Raw genomic sequence first — 14,134 nt, 5'->3', positions numbered from 1 at the left:
GCACAGGCGCTCGCGCGCCTATAATGCGCCACCGGTTTGCGCTTGAGCAGCTGTTAATATTCACACTCACCACTGAAGTTGGAGATCAAAAATGGCCGACAAGCTCCTGATCGTCATGGTTAATACCGATCCGAGCAACCCGTCTGAACTGGGTGCCCCGTTCTTCCAGGCCACCGTGGCCGCCGCGATGGAATATGACGTTGAAGTCGTCATGACCGGCCGTGCCGGCGAGCTGGCCAAGAAGGGCGTTGCCGAAAACCTGTTTGTCCAGGAAGGCTCCAGCAAGAGCGTCTACGATTTCATGAAGGACGCCCACGAAGCCGGCGTGGTGATGAAGGTCTGCACCCCGACTCTGGATCTGTGGGGCAACGACCTGATCCCGGAAATCGAAGAAACCGTGGGCGGCGCCTACGTGATTTCCGAAGCCATGGACGACGACACCGTGACCTTTACCTACTAAGGGTCCACACGTCCGTAGCTTTGCCATCCGGCCGGCCCTTGTGCCGGCCGGTTGCGTTTAAGGGCCCTGTAGGGCCCGCGCATACCGGACCCAGACCTTGCCGTCTGCCAGACGCTCGGCCAACATCCTTCCTCCACCCCCCCACCGCAGGACCCTTGATGAGCCCGGAACAGGCCCGTGCAACGCTCCGAGATGCCGACTGCCTCTATAGCCGCGATGCAGTCGAGACCGCGATCGACCGCCTGGCCGAACGCTCGGCGCAGGTGCTCAAGGACCGTAACCCCCTGGTTCTGGGCGTGATGAATGGCGGGGTCGTCCTGATGGGCGGGCTGCTGACTCGCTGGTCGTTTCCAATGCAGGTCGACTATCTGCACGCCACGCGCTATCGCGGCGGCACGCGGGGAGGGGAGCAGCTGCACTGGCTGGCGCGCCCCCAGACTCCGATCCAGGGGCGCACCGTAGTGATCGTGGATGACATCCTCGACGGTGGCATTACCCTGGAAGGCATCCAGGCTTTCTGCGAAGAGCAGGGCGCCGCGAAAGTTTATTCCGTGGTGCTGGTGGACAAGGCCAACCCGGAACGCGATCCGGCCATTACCGTCGATTTTGCGGCCCTGGAGGTGCCGAATCGGTACGTGTTTGGCTACGGGATGGATTACCAGGATTACCTCCGCAACGCACCCGGCATCTTTGCCGTCTCGAACCACTAGGGATACCCGCCATATGTCGACACCCCGTCTTGCCGTGATCGGCGGCACCGGACTGACCCAGCTGAAGTCGCTGGAGATTACCCGCAGGCAGGTCATGCATACCCCGTATGGCGAACCGTCGGGGCCGCTGGTCTTCGGGCGGCTGAATGACACGGAAATCGTGTTTCTGCCGCGCCATGGCGCACGTCACACTATCCCGCCGCACCAGGTGAACTACCGGGCCAACATCTGGGCCCTGAAGCATGCCGGGGTCGACAACGTGATTGCGGTGGCCGCCGTGGGCGGCATTACCGAATCGATGAAGCCGGGCATGATCGCGATTCCCGATCAGATCATCGATTACACCTGGTCACGCGCCAACACCTTTTTCGAAGGCGGCGACCTCGAAGAGGTCACCCATATCGACATGACCTGGCCCTACAACCAGGGCGTGCGGGAGACGCTGCTGAATGCGATTGATGACCTGTGCATCGAGGCTACGGACCGAGGGACGTACGGGGCCACCCAGGGCCCGCGGCTGGAGACGGCGGCCGAGATCGACCGCATGGCGCGAGATGGCTGCGACCTGGTGGGAATGACCGGCATGCCGGAGACGGCGCTGGCGCGCGAACTGGAGCTGAACTACGCCTGTTGTGCCGTGATCGCCAACTGGGCGGCCGGTCGTGCCGAGGGCGAGATCACCATGGACGAGATCGGCCGCAACCTGGATCAAGGGATGACGCGGGTGAAGGATGTGCTTACGCACGTTATCGAGACGCTGTCCTGAGGCGCAGGACCGGGAACGATCGTCGTTTTCGGCCAGGGGAGCAGGCGGGCTAGAACAGACAGCTGACCCTCACCGATCCCAGACTTAACATAATATGTATTATGCGTCGTAATGGGTGGCGTTAACCAAGAGCCCCTGTCACCGGATTCGCAGATTCATTGTGCTGTTCAGACCATGGCAACGCGAACGCGTGACATGCCCATTCTTCGTCAGGACCAGGTCCAGATATCCCGGCCCACTGAGTTGTACGACCCTGCAATCCACTCCGATCCCTTCAAATTCCACTTCCAGTGGCACGACGCCTTCGAATTCCACTTCCTCGACGTCGTGGATTCGGGTGACCGTGCATGTAATGGAATACGCAGTACCCTCGGGCCCGGAGGCTTGCAGGCCGATACGCGATTCGTTGGGCGATGTCGACATCGCGTGAACACCTCCAGCCAGGGGCAATCCGGCAGGGATCGCCAGGAACACGACGGATCAGGATGTCTGGCCGATCGCGGGCGTCGGGTCGGTGCAAGTTCCGGCATCGCCGCCAGGCAGGCTTGAGTGCCCCTTGCGGCAATTGCAGGAATGAGGCGGCCTCCGACCGTTAATCCAACTGCAGTATGGCGGTCGGATTGGCAGCAGGCATCAGAATAACGGGTGGTTTTCCGGGAGAGCTTTGTCGGTCGTTATCAAGCGAGAAGTATGAGCCATGTGGGTGCGACTCGACCGAGGATCGCGAGCTACGCCAGTCGTTCGTCCTAAGCTCCCGGTGTGACTGATGGCGCAGGCACATCCGCTTCGGGCATTGCACCCGTTTGGTGAGGACGGTTCGGCAATTGCAGCCGCCCTCACCCCTATCGCCCCGCCCAGGGGCCAGGAGCCAGCGCGCGTTAGACGGCGCGCGCCTCGGCACGACGGCGACGCCACATCACCTGGGGTGGCGGAGCGCCCAGATGATCCTTGGCCCAGTTGATCGCCTGCGTGCGGTTTTTGACCTCGATCTTGCGGAAGATGTTGTACAGGTGGGACTTGACCGTGTGTTCACTGATGAACAGCTGTTTCGCGATATTCATGTTCGTCTCGCCTGAACCCAGCATGGCCAGAATCTCCAGCTCGCGCTGAGTCAAGCCACAGGCGGGCCGATAGGTGTTGGTGCGCTGCTGACGATACAGCCGCACCAGCCGTGTCATCAGGTGCCGGGACATCCAGAAGTCACCGTTCAGCAGGCACAGGATCCCCTTGCACAACAGGTCCAGCTGATCGGTCTTGTAAAAAATGCCCTGCAGGTACAGCACATCGAGGAGCCGGAGTGCCTCGTCCTCGCTGGGAATATTGAATCCGGCAAAGACCGTTTTTGCCCCGTCCGCGACGGCCTGCTGAACATGCCCAATGTCACGCTCGTCAAGGGAACTGGCGTCAAACAGGGCAAGGCTGTAATCCCTGAGCGTCTGGGCGACCTTTGGGGACCCAGGTTCTAGTCCCGTTACCGAACATTTGGTTTTCTCGGAAACGTACTCGATAAAAAGGGCCGACTGGGGGGATGCCGACGTTACAATCAGTACTTGTGAATCATCGTTTGAATCGTTCATGACGTCACCTGCTCTCCACATTTGAACCATTGATATTGGAAAGACGAGGCGGGTCCGAGTCAACCGATTAGATTTTTCAGACTTACCTCGGGTGCCCTTCCGATGGGCCTAGTACCAACTGCGTATCCGCACTTTTAGAAAGTATATAGACACAGGTCCGATGGTCCGTCAAGCACAGCGCGATGAAACTCATCCAACGGGCATACAAAGTGATTAGACGGCGTTAAGGCCGATGTGTGGCGCGGTCGACACCCTCGGTCATCACCTCGACAAGGAAGTCGATCTCATCCTCCGTGATTACGTAGGGCGGCATGAGGTACGAGACATTGCCCAATGGACGCAAAAGCGCACCTCGACCAAGGGCATACCGGTAGATTTCCAGACCTCGACGTTCCTGCCAGGGGTAAGGCGTACGGGAGGCCTTGTCTTGTACGAGTTCAACCGCCGCAATCATGCCGTGTTGTCGCACGTCGGAAACATGGGGGTGATCCATAAGCGGAGCAAGACGTTTGGAGATGTGGGAGGCCAGCCCCTGGTTCCGCTCAAGAACGGGTTCTGTAGTAAAAATGTCGAGCGTGGCCAGGGCAGCACGACACGCTAAAGGATTACCCGTGTAAGAGTGCGAGTGGAGAAACATATTGAGTTTCTCATAGTCATCATAAAAGGCGCGGTAGATTTGCTCCGACGTCAGCACAGCTGCCATGGGCAGGTAACCGCCTGTCAGCCCCTTGGAAAGGCACATAAAATCCGGGATGACCGGCCCCTGCTCGCAGGCGAACATGGTGCCCGTGCGCCCAAAGCCCACCGCGATCTCGTCTGCGATCAGGTGAACGCCATAACGGTCACATGCAGCACGAAGCAGGCGCAGATATTCAGGGTCGTACATACGCATGTGCCCTGCGCACTGCACCAAGGGCTCCACGATGACCGCACAGACTTCATCCGCGTGTTCCGCGAGTGCGGCCTCCATATGGATGAACTGGCGCCGGGCCACATCGGCACAGGTCTCCCCGGGCTCGCGCTCGTAGCAGTCCGGAGCCGGTACGGTGATGACATCCAGCATCAGGGGCTTGTAGGTGGCGCTGTAGAGCGGGACATCGCTGACGGAAAGTGCGCCCAGGGTCTCACCGTGGTAGCTGTTCGACAGTCGTATGAACCGGGTCTTTTCGCTCCGGCCACTGTTCAGCCAGTAGTGGAAGCTCATCTTGAGCGCGACCTCCACGCCGGCACTGCCGTTGTCTGCCAGGAAGACCCGGTCGAGTCCATCGGGGGTGAGGTCGATCAGCCGCTCACACAGCTCCACGACGGGTTCATGCGTACAGCCCGCAAGGATCACGTGCTCGAGCTGGTCCAGCTGGTCGCGCACCGCGGCATTGATTCGCGGGTTTGCATGGCCGAACAGGTTGACCCACCAGGAGCTGATGGCATCGAGGTACCGATTGCCGTCGAAGTCGTACAACCAGACGCCCTCCCCGCGCTGAATCGGGAGCAGGGGCAAGGTCCCCTCCTCTCCGTAATCCTTCATCTGGGTACAGGGGTGCCATAGGGCACGCAGGTCCCGGCGTTTGAGCTGTTCGTTATCCATGCGGTGAACTCTTTGGCGCTGTGGGCCCCTAGCCGCCGGAAACGCACCGGAGGGGCCAGTTTTCGATGGGCGGAAAGTAGCAGGGGGTCCCTGACCGGACAAGGCATCGCGCATGCGCCCCGGGATTCAGCCGGCCCCCTCTTCTGAGGTACCCTTTTCTGCCGGCCAGGAGGATCCCATGCATCCCGAATTTCCGCAGCAGGACATCATCCATCTGAACCACGCGGCGGTCGGCGCCTGGCCGAGGCGTACGGAAGAGGCCGTTTGCGAGTTCGCGCGCGAGAACGTACGCCAGGGCTCGAAGGACTATGGCCGATGGCTCAAGCAGGTGGATGCGACGCGCGAGCTGGCACGCGCCCTGATCGGGGCCCGCGACGCGGCGGATATCGCCTTCGTCAAGAACACCTCGGAAGCGCTGTCGATGGTGGCCTTCGGCCTGCCGTGGTCGGAGGGGGAGAACATTGTCTTTCCCGCTGGGGAGTTCCCGTCCAACCGGGTCGTCTGGCACGCGGCGGGTGAGCGGTTTGGCATTGAGGTACGCGAGGTCAAGGTGGGTGATGAACCCGAACGCGACCTGCTGGCTGCCTGCGATCGCCGGACACGGCTGGTCGCGACCAGCGCGGTGCGCTATGACTCGGGCATCCGCGTGGATATCCAGGCACTCGGGGCAGAGCTGCGCGCCCGCGGGATCCTGTTCTGTGTCGACGCGATCCAGCACTTGGGGGCGCTGCCCTTCGACGCCCCGGGTTGCCACGCGGACTTTGTGATGGCGGATGGCCACAAGTGGATGCTGGCACCGGAGGGGATCGGGATCTTCTACGTCAATCCGGAGGTTCGCGACCAGCTCCGGTTGCAGGAGTACGGGTGGAACATGCTGGCGCACGCCGGCGACTTCGCGAATCCGAGCCTGACCCCGGCCCCGTCGGCACGCCGTTTCGAACCGGGCAGCCACAACATGCTGGGCATCCATGCGCTGCATGCCAGCCTCTCGCTGCTCCTAGAGGTCGGGATCGAGAACATCGACCACGACATCTGCTTCCACTGGCACCACCTGGCCGAGGAGCTGGAGGCGATGGGGTGCGAGGTGCTTACGCCGCGTGGCCGCCGCGCGGGGATCCTGACTTTCCGGCCCCCTGCGGCGGATCTCGACGCCGTCTATGCGCGGCTTCAGGCCGGTGGAGTCCTGTGCGCGGTACGGGGCGGGGGCATCCGCTTCTCGCCCCACTACTACCTGACGGATCAGCAGATCGGGCGTGCCCTGGATCAGGTGAAAGAGGCGCTTGGGATCGCGGCCTGACGGGCCGCAGGGATCGGATGCTCAGAACGTGTGGGTCTTGCGGTCGGAATTGAGCATGCCGCCCAGGTGTTCCTCGATCCGTCGGTGCGTCACACCCTTGTCGGACTTGTTGAACTGCACGCCAATGCCGCGCAGGCGGTTGCCCTGCGCCCTGGGCGGCGTGATCCACACGACCGTGCACGGGGTCGGCAGGCGGTCGGAATCCTCCAGCAGAGACAACAGCAGGAAGACCTGGTCCCCGAGCTTGTAGGATTTGTCCGTGGGGATAAACAGCCCGCCGTTGGTCACGAAGGGCATGTACGCGGCGTACAGCGCCGGTTTTTCCTTGATTGCCAAGGTCAGCATGCCCTGCCCGGCCATGTTCCCTCCCGTGACGGTGTCTGGACTCGCGAGTATCCCCTATCCCGCGTGGCGCGCGCCACCCCCCTTTGGGGCCTCGCTGTCAGCGTCGCCCCAGCGCAAGCGCGATGGTCTCGCTGCGAAGCGCCGGATTCAGGTTTGCGCCACTCTGGCGTTGCCACTCCAACGCCTGCTGCGCGAGCCATGCGAGACGACGCGCGCCCCGCGCGCGTGCGAAGTCCAGCAGCCGCTCACGCGGGAACTGCTCGCCAAAGGCATCCAGCTGCCCCACAAGTAGCAGGCGCTGCGCCGACAACAGCAAGGCCTGCAGGCGAGGGATCAGGCGTTCCGGCACGCTGCGCTGCAGGGCAGCAGCGGTGGAATGCAGATCCGCCGCACTCAGGAGCCCCGTCAGGATCTGTCGATCGGTCTCCCAGGCCTCCAGCGCCGCGGAATCGGTCAGGATCTCCCGCGCCAGGAGCGGACGATTGAGGCTCGCAGCATAAGCCTCCGCGACTCGTTCATACTGATCGGTTTCAGCCGCAAGCCACTCGTGGACCTGTTCTATCGAGGGACAGGCGACATCGACTTGCTGGCAACGACTCCGAATGGTTGCGGGGAGACTGGCCGGACGCGCTGCCTCGAGAAACAGCGTGGCCCCGGCGGGAGGTTCTTCCAGCGTCTTGAGCAGGGCATTGGCTGCGTTGACGTTCAGTGCGTCGGCCGGACGGATAATCAGCGCGCGCAGCGCCCCGCCCGAGCCACTCAGGGTGAGGAATTCCGTGGCGTCGCGTACGGCATCGACCAGGATATCCTTGCCGGGCTCGGCGGGCTCCAGTAACCGTACCTCCGGGTGCACGCCGCCCTCCAGGCTGCGACAGGCGTTGCACTCGCCGCAGGCGGGTTCATCACTGGACACACGCTGACACAGCAGGCTCTGGACCACGCTGGTCGTCAGCAGGGCCTTGCCCACCCCGGGGCTCCCGCTGATCAGAACCCCGCTGGGGAGCCATCCATCCCGCCCGCGCAGCACGAGCCGCTGGCGGATGGGTTCGAGCCAGGGTGGCTGGGTCGACATCAGGCGCCCCGGGGCATGATCTTGGTGCGCCACTCTTGCAGCGCCTGACGAACCCGTTCCGCCACCTGTTCAGGATCGGCATGCCCATCAATAATCCGGTAGCGATCCGGGTAGGCGCGGGCCCGCTCCAGGTAGGCCTCACGCACCCGTGCGAAGAAATCCAGCGCCTCGCGCTCGATGCGGTCCCGTCGACCCCGCTGCACGGCGCGTTCCAGCCCGGTGGCCGGATCGATATCCAGCAACAGGACCAGGTCGGGCCGCAGATCGCCCTGCACCCATTCTTCCAGCCGGGCCACGCGCTCCATCCCCAGTCCTCGCCCTGCACCCTGATAGGCAAAACTGGCGTCGGTAAAGCGATCACTGACTATCCAGCGGCCCGCCGCGAGTGCAGGCCGTATCACCGAGGCGAGATGTTGCGCACGGGCGGCAAACATCAACAGCAGCTCCGCCTCCGGACACATACCGGGAAGGTCGGGATCGAGCAGCAACCCCCGCAACCGCTCGCCCAGCGCCGTACCCCCCGGCTCACGCGTGCATTCAGGCTCGATGCCCATGGCGCGCAGGGCCTCCACCACCGTGGCGAGCTGCGTGGATTTGCCCGAGCCTTCGATGCCTTCCAGTACCACGAAGCGTGCATTGCTGGATGCGTCGGTGGTCATTGGCGGTTCCGGATGCCGTAGCGGCTGCCATCGCCGCCGAGTTGATAGCGAATTACGGCCTGGCGATGCTCGCGATACGTCTCGGAGAAGTGGTGCGTGCCGTCGCCCCTGGAGACGAAGAACAGGTCGTTCGTCTCGGCCGGCTGCGCGGCGGCCTCGATCGCCGCTCGTCCCGGCAAGGCGATGGGGGTCGGTGGCAGCCCGGTGCGAGTGTAGGTGTTGTAGGGGTGATCGCGCTGGAGCTCGGCGCGGGTGAGCCGTTGCACGCCGGGCTCCTGGACATAGAGCAGCGTCGGATCGGTCTGCAGCAGCATCCCGCGGCGGAGCCGGTTCACGAACACGCCTGCGACTCGATCACGCTCCTCGCCGCGGCCCGTCTCGCGTTCGATGATCGAGGCCAGGATCAGGAGCTCGTACGGTGACTCGACCGGGTGGTCCTCGATGCGGGAATCCCAGGCAGAGTGCAAGGTGGCATCCATCGCGCGGTGCGCGCGCCGCAACACATCCAGGGCATCGGTCCCCGAGCCAAAGAAGTAGGTGTCCGGCAAGAACCAGCCTTCGGGATGCTCCAGCTCTTCGAGGCCCAGCGCGTCCAGCAGGTTATCGACCCCGACGGATTCGGCTGGTCCTTCGATCTCGGGATGCTGGCGCAAGGCGCGCAGGGCCTGAGCAATCGTCCAGCCTTCCGGGACGGTCAATCGATGCTGGACGACCTCTCCACGCGCCATGGCGTGCAGCAGGCTGCGCGGGGTCGCACCCGCGTCCACCGCGTATTCGCCCGCCTGTAGCCGCGGTGCCAGTCCCTGGCGCCGCCCGTACAGCTCGATCATCCAGGCTTGCTCGACCCAACCGCGCCGCTCGAACTCCTTGCTCACCTGACGCAGTCCTTGCCCGCGTTCAAGCTGGAACCGCTCTGTCTGGTCGAGCGCCAGTGGCTGGTTGAGATCCTGGTAATAGCGATCGGCAAACCACCAGCCTCCAGCCATCACGCCGACCAGCACAATTCCGATGATCAGACCACTAATCCGCTTCATGGAGCGCCATACTCAGAACCCTAACCGGGTCATCCTGCCACGCCGTGTCCGGCATGTCCGTTTCGATCAGGCGGGCTGGGTGTAATCCCAGGCGCGCATTGCTGACATAAAGCCCGTCCACCTGATCCAGCGCCTGCGGTTCCACGCTCTGCTCGTGCACGGCGAAGCCACAGGAAGCCGCATGGGCAAATATCCAGGCCCTGCGCGTACCCGCGATCCCCGCCTCGTCCACCGGGGGGGTGAACAGGTCCATCCCCTGACGCCACCAGAGATTGCCTTGCGTGGCGCTCACCAGCCGCCCCTGCGTATCGCAAACGACCGCCTCGTCCCAACCGGCCTCCCAGCTTTGCCGGATCACCACCTGCTCCAGGCGGCTCGTGTGCTTGAGCCCTGCCAGCGCGGGCTGAATCGCCATGGCGACCCGCGACCAGCCCATACGCAGTGGCTTCGGTTCGGCACCGCGAGACTGACGCAGCACGGGACCCGCGGACACAATCCTCGTCATCTCCACATTTTCGGGTGGCGCGTAACCCCGGGGCCCCTGCCCCCTGGTCACAGTAATGCGCGCCATACGCTGCCCCTCTGGCGCCACCTGCTGCAGTTCCTCGCGAAGGAGCGCTGCGTCAACGCGCGGAAAGCCGAGTCGTTTCAGTCCCCGTTCAAGCCGTGCGACATGATAAGGCCACAAGCGTGGCTGGCCGCCCTCCATCATGATCGTCTCGAACAGACCGTCGCCCAGCAACAGACCCCGATCGTCGCCCGGCACACAGCTCTCAACGCCGTTCACGAGGATCACGCCTCCTTCTCCAGTGCATCCAGCAGACCATGGGCCTTGTGGCGGGTCTCGGCGAGTTCACGGTCGGGATCCGAGTCCGCCACGATGCCCGCGCCGGCACGAAAGCGCAGTTCGTTGCCGCGCAGCACCAGGGTACGGATCAAGATGTTGGTATCCATGCGCCCATGCCGGCTCAAATAGCCACAGGACCCGGTGTACGCCCCCCGGGGCGCGCCATCCTCGAGCTCCTGAATGATCTGCATGCTCCGTATCTTGGGACACCCGGTAATCGTCCCGCCCGGAAACACGGCTCGGAGCACATCGCCCGCGCGCGTCCCGGGCTTCAACCGCCCCACGATACTCGAGACGATGTGATGGACCCGTCGGTAACTCTCGACGGTCATCAATTCGGCTACCCGCACGCTCCCGGCAGAGGCCACCCGGCCGATATCGTTGCGTTCAAGGTCGACCAGCATCACGTGCTCAGATCGCTCCTTAATATTGCCCGTTAGCTCACTAAAAAGAATGGAGTCTTTATCCGCATTGTCATCCCGGCGGCGCGTGCCGGCGATCGGCCGCGTCTCGACCTCGCCGTCGTCCACAGACACCAGACGCTCGGGCGATGAACTGATCACCTGACCCTCGGGAAACTGCAACCAGGCGGCGAACGGTGCTGCATTTGCGCGCCGCAGGCGGGCGTACAACGAAGCCCCATCGAGTGCCTCTGGGCTGGTGGCCTTCCACTCGCGCGACAGATTCACCTGAAAGGTATCGCCCGCTCGAATGTACTCAAGTCCCTGCTTCACCGCCTCGCGATAGCGCTCGGGCTTCTCCTCGTCGATCACGAGCTCCGGCAAGGCCCCTGGCACCAGCACATCCTCCCGGCACAACTCGACATCGGCCCGCATCTCCGCGAGCGGGTCGGGTCCCTCCTCGCTCACCAGAAAGGTCTGATCGTCGTGGTGATCCACAATGATGGCGGCGGGAAAGCGGATGGCCCGGGCGGTGGGCAGCCAGGGATCCGCGCGGCAGCGGCCCAGGGCTGGTTCCAGCTGCCATGCCCATTCATACCCAAAATAGAGAAACCAGCCGCCGAGAAAAGGCAGATGGTTATAACCCGGCTCGATTTCAGAGGAGGCCCTTGAACCGCTCAGGTCCTGATCGAGCACGGCCAACAGATCGTCATCCGTTCGGGCATCGACCGTTACACCCGGAAAGGCGAACAGGATGGAGTAACGAGCCGGCGCCTGACCAATCAGGGCCGACTCGAGCAGGTGGGGATAGCGCTCCGGAAAGCGCCGGGCCAGGGGCGCCAGATCGATCCCGCGCCCCAGGCGTTCGACTGCCATATGGGCGGACTAGAGGGTGCGGAACACCAGGGTGCCGTTCGTGCCCCCAAAACCGAAGGAGTTCGACAGGCCCACCTTCGTGTTCATCTCACGCGCCTCGTTGGCCACATAATCCAGATCGCAGCCTTCACTCGGGTTTTCGAGGTTGATTGTCGGCGGAGAGACCTGATCGCGAAGCGCCAGTGCCGTGAACACACCCTCGATGCCACCCGCCGCTCCCAGCAGGTGTCCGGTCATCGATTTGGTGGAATTCACCAGCAACTTGTAGGCGTGGTCGCCAAAGGCCTTCTTCAGGCCCTGCGTCTCGGCCAGGTCGCCCGCGGGGGTGGAAGTACCGTGGGCGTTGATGTAGCCCACCTCTTCCGGGTTCACGCCGGCATCTTTCAGTGCGCGAAGCATGCACTTGGCGGCCCCCGCGCCATCTTGAGACGGCTGCGTCATGTGGTAGGCGTCAGCGTTCCAGGCAAAACCGGCGACCTCGCAGTAGATATGAGCCCCGCGCGCCTTGGCGTGCTCGTATTCCTCGAGCATCATCACGCCGGCACCGTCGCTGAGCACAAAGCCGTCGCGATCCTGATCCCAGGGGCGCGAGGCCCGCTCGGGGTCGTCATTCCGGGTCGACAGCGCGCGCGCCGCCGCAAAGCCGCCGATCCCCAGTGGCGTCGTGGCCATCTCGGCTCCGCCGGCCACCATCGCATCCGCATCGCCATAGGCAATCATGCGAGCCGCATCGCCAATGTTGTGCGTCGCGGTCGCGCAGGCCGACACGATCGAGATGTTCGGGCCCTGCAGGTTGCGCATGATGGAGAGATTACCCGCCACCATGTTGATGATGGCGCTGGGCACGAAGAACGGCGAGATCTTGCGAGCACCGCCCTTGAGATAGGCGGCATAAGACCGTTCGATATACGGCAGGCCCCCAATGCCGGACCCAATCGCGACCCCGATGCGGTCCGCGTTTTCCTCGGTTACTTCCAGACCCGAGTCGTCCAGCGCCTGAATCCCGGCGGCCAGACCGTAGAGGACGAACGTGTCCATCTTCTTCTGGTCTTTCGTCGGAACATAGTCATTAGCGTCGAAGTCCCGCACGGCTCCGGAAATCTTGACCGGCATCTCCGATGCATCGAACACGTCGATGGGAGAGATGCCGCTCTTGCCGGCCTTGATGTTGGACCAGGCCTTGTCGATGGTAGAGCCGACCGGGGACACAATGCCCAGTCCGGTAATCACGACACGTCGCTTAGCCAATGATGTTCTCCTCGGAAAGACTGAAATACGCGCTCAACGAAACGACGAAGGGCCACTCTGCTCGCAGAGAGGCCCGTCCGCGTCCTGTTCGAGCGCCCAGGGGGGCGCCCAATCAGTCCTTCATGTGCTCGTTGATGTAGTCGATCGCCTGCTGCACGGTGGTGATCTTCTCCGCCTGCTCGTCCGGGATTTCCGTCTCGAACTCTTCTTCGAGCGCCATCACCAGTTCCACGGTGTCCAGCGAGTCGGCACCCAGGTCGTCGACAAAGGCGGCACTGTTGGTGACGTCCTCTTCCTTGACGCCCAGCTGCTCGACAACGATCTTCTTGACGCGTTCTTCAATGCTACTCATGGTTCAGAAATCCCCTTCCAATTGAGGCGGCTTCGTTTGAAGGTTCGCCATTCTAGAGAAAAGCCCGGCTGCGTTCCAGGGAGACGCGAACCTCTCGGGCCTGCGCGGGACCGAGGGCCCCGCGGGTTGATCAGTGCATGAACATCCCGCCGTTCACATGCAGTGTTTCGCCGGTGATGTAGCCCGCCTCCTCGGAGGCGAGAAAGCCCACGGCAGCCGCGATCTCATCCGGCGCGCCCAGGCGCCCCAGCGGGATCTGGCCCAGCAGGTGTTCCTTGGTCTCGTCCCCGAGTTCGCGGGTCATATCGGTATCGATGAAGCCCGGCGCGACCGTATTGACGGTGATGTTCCGGCTGCCCACCTCGCGCGCCAGCGAGCGGGCGAATCCCGCAAGCCCCGCCTTGGCCGCGGCGTAGTTCGTCTGGCCGGCATTGCCGGCGGAACCGACCACCGAGCCGATCAGAATGATCCGCCCGCGGCGCAGCTTCATCATGCCTTTCAGCAGGCGCTGCGTCAGCCGGGCGGCGGAGGACAGATTCGTGTTGATGATCGCATCCCACTCCTCGTCCTTCATCCGCATGAACAGGTTGTCGCGGGTAATGCCGGCATTGTTCACCAGCACCTCCACCGGTCCTTCCTGCTCCTGGATACCCGCCAGACCGGTCGCGACCGAATCGGCGTCCGTGACATCCATAGCGATACCGCGCCCGTTCCATTCGGACAACGCCTCGCTGACGCGCTGGGCGCCGGATTCGCTGGTCGCGGTTCCCACGACCTGCAGGCCCTGCTCCGCCAGACGACGGGCAATGGCCGCGCCAATGCCGCGGCTGGCCCCGGTCACCAGGGCCACTCGTTTGTTATCGGACATCATTCGCCTTCTGTAATTGGACGTACTGGGAATCGAG

The 14,134-nt window shown here is 63.3% G+C and carries 16 protein-coding genes; 4 read left to right on the top strand and 12 right to left on the bottom strand.

The window, feature by feature from the left end:
* The first annotated feature begins 91 nt into the window (after positions 1-91).
* From F791_RS0109990 to F791_RS0109980, 3 genes are all read left to right on the top strand, one after another.
* The gene (locus F791_RS0109990; RefSeq protein WP_012982643.1) at positions 92-460 is read left to right on the top strand and encodes a DsrE family protein; all 369 of its coding nucleotides are present in this window, start codon (positions 92-94) and stop codon (positions 458-460) included.
* A gap of 158 nt (positions 461-618) precedes the next feature.
* Positions 619-1,170 carry a hypoxanthine-guanine phosphoribosyltransferase gene (locus tag F791_RS0109985; RefSeq protein WP_018174349.1) on the top strand — a complete coding sequence of 184 codons (552 nt, stop codon included), beginning with the start codon at positions 619-621 and terminating at the stop codon, positions 1,168-1,170.
* Between the two features lie 13 nt (positions 1,171-1,183).
* Positions 1,184-1,936: an S-methyl-5'-thioinosine phosphorylase gene (locus F791_RS0109980; protein ID WP_018174350.1), complete on the top strand. Its 753-nt coding sequence runs from the start codon at positions 1,184-1,186 to the stop codon at positions 1,934-1,936.
* 138 nt (positions 1,937-2,074) lie between these two features.
* Here the strand turns inward: F791_RS0109980 and F791_RS13830 are convergent, their stop codons facing one another.
* The 3 genes from F791_RS13830 to F791_RS0109965 all read right to left on the bottom strand — a co-directional run bounded on the left by F791_RS13830 (position 2,075) and on the right by F791_RS0109965 (position 5,098).
* Complete coding sequence (locus tag F791_RS13830; protein ID WP_018139431.1) at positions 2,075-2,359, bottom strand: hypothetical protein; 285 nt, start codon at positions 2,357-2,359, stop codon at positions 2,075-2,077.
* A gap of 455 nt (positions 2,360-2,814) precedes the next feature.
* The gene (locus F791_RS13825; RefSeq protein WP_038038767.1) at positions 2,815-3,513 is read right to left on the bottom strand and encodes a LuxR C-terminal-related transcriptional regulator; all 699 of its coding nucleotides are present in this window, start codon (positions 3,511-3,513) and stop codon (positions 2,815-2,817) included.
* A 223-nt stretch (positions 3,514-3,736) separates the two neighbouring features.
* Positions 3,737-5,098, bottom strand: coding sequence for an adenosylmethionine--8-amino-7-oxononanoate transaminase (locus F791_RS0109965; protein WP_019592513.1), 1,362 nt, complete (start codon positions 5,096-5,098; stop codon positions 3,737-3,739).
* Between the two features lie 178 nt (positions 5,099-5,276).
* Between F791_RS0109965 and F791_RS0109960 the strand changes: the two genes are divergently transcribed.
* Complete coding sequence (locus tag F791_RS0109960; protein WP_018139428.1) at positions 5,277-6,395, top strand: aminotransferase class V-fold PLP-dependent enzyme; 1,119 nt, start codon at positions 5,277-5,279, stop codon at positions 6,393-6,395.
* A gap of 21 nt (positions 6,396-6,416) precedes the next feature.
* Here the strand turns inward: F791_RS0109960 and F791_RS0109955 are convergent, their stop codons facing one another.
* The 9 genes from F791_RS0109955 to fabG all read right to left on the bottom strand — a co-directional run bounded on the left by F791_RS0109955 (position 6,417) and on the right by fabG (position 14,097).
* Positions 6,417-6,755, bottom strand: coding sequence for a PilZ domain-containing protein (locus F791_RS0109955; RefSeq protein WP_018139427.1), 339 nt, complete (start codon positions 6,753-6,755; stop codon positions 6,417-6,419).
* Between the two features lie 82 nt (positions 6,756-6,837).
* A complete protein-coding gene (locus F791_RS0109950; protein WP_018139426.1) occupies positions 6,838-7,845 on the bottom strand; it encodes a hypothetical protein in 1,008 nt (335 codons plus the stop codon).
* Positions 7,812-8,471: a dTMP kinase gene (tmk, locus tag F791_RS0109945; RefSeq protein ID WP_018139425.1), complete on the bottom strand. Its 660-nt coding sequence runs from the start codon at positions 8,469-8,471 to the stop codon at positions 7,812-7,814. The genes F791_RS0109950 and tmk overlap by 34 nt, the downstream gene beginning before the upstream one ends.
* The gene (gene mltG, locus F791_RS0109940; RefSeq protein ID WP_018174353.1) at positions 8,468-9,505 is read right to left on the bottom strand and encodes an endolytic transglycosylase MltG; all 1,038 of its coding nucleotides are present in this window, start codon (positions 9,503-9,505) and stop codon (positions 8,468-8,470) included. Before mltG ends, tmk begins: the two co-directional genes overlap by 4 nt.
* On the bottom strand, positions 9,492-10,301 hold the full coding sequence (pabC, locus tag F791_RS0109935; RefSeq protein WP_019592512.1) for an aminodeoxychorismate lyase: 810 nt from the start codon (positions 10,299-10,301) through the stop codon (positions 9,492-9,494). The genes mltG and pabC overlap by 14 nt, the downstream gene beginning before the upstream one ends.
* Complete coding sequence (locus F791_RS0109930) at positions 10,298-11,629, bottom strand: aminodeoxychorismate synthase component I (RefSeq protein WP_019592511.1); 1,332 nt, start codon at positions 11,627-11,629, stop codon at positions 10,298-10,300. The genes pabC and F791_RS0109930 overlap by 4 nt, the downstream gene beginning before the upstream one ends.
* A gap of 9 nt (positions 11,630-11,638) precedes the next feature.
* Entirely contained in the window at positions 11,639-12,859 is a 1,221-nt protein-coding gene (gene fabF / locus F791_RS0109925) for a beta-ketoacyl-ACP synthase II (protein WP_018139421.1), read from the bottom strand.
* A gap of 130 nt (positions 12,860-12,989) precedes the next feature.
* Positions 12,990-13,229: an acyl carrier protein gene (gene acpP / locus F791_RS0109920; RefSeq protein ID WP_012982657.1), complete on the bottom strand. Its 240-nt coding sequence runs from the start codon at positions 13,227-13,229 to the stop codon at positions 12,990-12,992.
* Between the two features lie 130 nt (positions 13,230-13,359).
* On the bottom strand, positions 13,360-14,097 hold the full coding sequence (gene fabG / locus F791_RS0109915) for a 3-oxoacyl-ACP reductase FabG (protein WP_026333022.1): 738 nt from the start codon (positions 14,095-14,097) through the stop codon (positions 13,360-13,362).
* Positions 14,098-14,134 lie beyond the last annotated feature (37 nt).

It is taken from the genome of Thioalkalivibrio sp. ALRh (genome assembly GCF_000381425.1).
In the GTDB taxonomy this organism is placed as follows: domain Bacteria; phylum Pseudomonadota; class Gammaproteobacteria; order Ectothiorhodospirales; family Ectothiorhodospiraceae; genus Thioalkalivibrio.
The sequence above is the reverse complement of the archived record's forward strand: the minus strand, read 5'-3'. Positions and strand labels throughout refer to the sequence as shown.